General features: G+C 63.9%; 2 protein-coding genes, 2 tRNA genes and 1 pseudogene. 2 read left to right on the forward strand and 3 right to left on the reverse strand.

Annotated features, from left to right (window positions below; all coding sequences use genetic code 11):
• Positions 1 to 137: 137 nt before the first annotated feature.
• From JOY90_RS28275 to JOY90_RS28285, 3 genes are all read right to left on the reverse strand, one after another.
• A tRNA-Arg gene (locus JOY90_RS28275) sits at positions 138 to 209 on the reverse strand.
• A gap of 261 nt (positions 210 to 470) precedes the next feature.
• Positions 471 to 545, reverse strand: a tRNA-Glu gene (locus JOY90_RS28280).
• A gap of 129 nt (positions 546 to 674) precedes the next feature.
• Complete coding sequence (locus JOY90_RS28285) at positions 675 to 1,010, reverse strand: hypothetical protein (RefSeq protein WP_291694390.1); 336 nt, start codon at positions 1,008 to 1,010, stop codon at positions 675 to 677.
• Between the two features lie 34 nt (positions 1,011 to 1,044).
• Here JOY90_RS28285 and JOY90_RS28290 point away from each other — a divergent pair, with 34 nt between their 5' ends.
• Positions 1,045 to 2,067, forward strand: coding sequence for an RluA family pseudouridine synthase (locus JOY90_RS28290; RefSeq protein WP_291694391.1), 1,023 nt, complete (start codon positions 1,045 to 1,047; stop codon positions 2,065 to 2,067).
• A 217-nt stretch (positions 2,068 to 2,284) separates the two neighbouring features.
• Positions 2,285 to 2,371, forward strand: a pseudogene (locus JOY90_RS28295) (RNA polymerase factor sigma-32); the annotation flags it as partial.

Consider the following 2,371-nt stretch of genomic DNA (forward strand, 5'->3'; position numbering starts at 1 on the left):
CCCGATTGGCGTCAGACTGGATCGACCTTGGAGTAAACGACCGTGAAACCCCTCGACAACCCGATCGGCACGAGGTTGTCACCCATGTCTTAGGTACGATCTGTTACCCATCTGTCCGGGCTGGACATTGAGCTAAATGGCGCGCCCGGAACGATTCGAACGTCCGACCCTCAGATTCGTAGTCTGGTGCTTTGGAGTTAGGACCTCGCCATTTTCGGGCAATGATCGCTTGCCTTCGAATAGCACTCAACTGCGCCGCTCGCGGAGGTTGTCTTCCCACATGCGCGACAGCCAGCGCAAGCAAACGGGCGGTCAGCGCGTCGGAGGCGACGCACTTTAGGTGGCGATGGAAGAAGGCATGAGCAGCAGTTGATTTTTGATAGGGCGGCGGTGTTCGCCAACGTTCCTCGACGCTTATTCGACGGATATTCGACGACTTCTCCAACTCCAATCTAAGTCATTGAAGTTTCTGGCGCTCCCTAGGGGAATCGAACCCCTGTTTCAGCCTTGAGAGGGCCGCGTCCTAACCGCTAGACGAAGGGAGCAGGTAGCCGGAGGTGAATAGCCTCGAATTGCGTTTCCCGCAAGGCGGCTGAGGCATGGGCGGTCGCGCACATGGGCAATATCAGGAGACCGGGGCTCGCCACTCCGCCCTCACCACGCAAACGCCACCCTCATGGCATCGTCACGAACCGGAGCCTTCCCGCCGGCCTCAGGGTATGGGCGTCGAAGGTGCGGATCTCGGTCGCCCCACCCATATCCACTGTCACGACCAGCCGGTCGCCTGAGACCGCGGTGGCAGTGATGCGGGCGCCGGTGGGCAGCGCTGCGGTGACGTCGGTCGATGCGCTTGCGCTTTCCTCGGCGTGAAAAAGGCGATAGCCGATGGCGACCAGCACGGCCGAGATCGCCAGCATCGTGGTCAGGCCCGCGATCAGCATCATCCGCCGCACCCGCGCCATCAGCGCGGCCTGCTCGGGAGTCGGTTCGGGAAACGTGGTTTCGGTCATGCAAGGCTCGTCTCAAACTGGTGCAGCCGCGGCGATGGATGGTGAAGTTCGGAACGCGGATACTGGCGCGGACCAGCTCGAGGTCACCGTCGTCGGCGACGAGGGCTCGCCCCGGCTCGACCGGGTACTGGCCACCCGTTGCCCGGACCTGTCGCGCTCGCGGCTGAAGGCGCTGATCCTCGCCGGCCAGGTGAGGATCGGAACCGCGCCGGTCCGCGATCCCGCTTATCATGTAGGCACCGGCGATACGATCATAATCGACCTGCCGGAACCCGCCCCGGCCGAGCCGCAGGGCGAGCGCATCGCGCTCGACATCGTCCATGAGGACGACGACATCATCGTCATCGACAAGCCGGCCGGCCTCGTCGTGCACCCGGCCGCCGGCCACGCCACGGGAACGCTGGTGAATGCGCTGATCGCCCATTGCGGGACGAGCCTGTCCGGTATCGGCGGCGTCCGCCGGCCCGGCATCGTGCACCGGCTGGACAAGGACACGTCCGGACTTCTGGTCGCGGCCAAGAACGACCGGGCGCATCAGTCGCTGACCGCGCAGTTCGCCGACCATGGCAGGACCGGCGCCCTCGAGCGCGGCTATCTCGCCTTTGCCTGGGGCGTCCCGAGCCGGCCGCACGGCACCGTCGACGCCCCGATCGACCGCCATCCGCACGCCCGGGAGAAGATGGCGGTGCGCGAGGGCGGCCGCGAGGCCGTGACCCATTGGGAGGTGCGGGAAACGTTCAACGGCGCCGACGGCCGGCCGGTCGCCTCCCTGCTCGAATGCCGGCTCGAGACTGGCCGCACCCATCAGATCCGGGTGCATCTGGCCCATATCGGCCATCCCCTGCTGGGGGACGCCGTCTACGGTCCCCATTTCAAGACCAAGGCGAACCAGCTCGGCCTCGAATCACAGGCGGCGCTGTCCGCCCTCGCCCGGCAGGCACTACATGCATATCTTCTGGTATTCGAGCACCCTTCGAGCGGTGAAATTATGCATTGGGAAGCGGCCCTGCCGCAGAATTTGCTTACTTTGAAGCTCAAGCTGCAAGCGGCGCTATGACGCAGGACCTTCGGAAAACTTTAGCCATTCCAGCAGGTTATGGCAGCCACACGGTTACGTGACGCCTGCAATCCTTCCAAATCAGCCCTGTTTTGGTGTATGTTGCATCTGCGTCAGATAACCGACGCGGAACATCGCAAGCTGGCCGGCTTTAACGCAGCGGCCGCCTGCCTGGCCCGCCGCTATCGGGGGCCTGAACAAACTGGAGGGCGCACGAATGGCCCGTACAGCTACCTTGCCGGTTCTCAACGGAGAATCCGGTCTGTCTCGGTATCTCTCCGAGATCCGCAAGTTCCCCATGCTG

The organism is Bradyrhizobium sp. (assembly GCF_019242285.1).
In the GTDB taxonomy this organism is placed as follows: Bacteria; Pseudomonadota; Alphaproteobacteria; order Rhizobiales; family Xanthobacteraceae; genus Bradyrhizobium.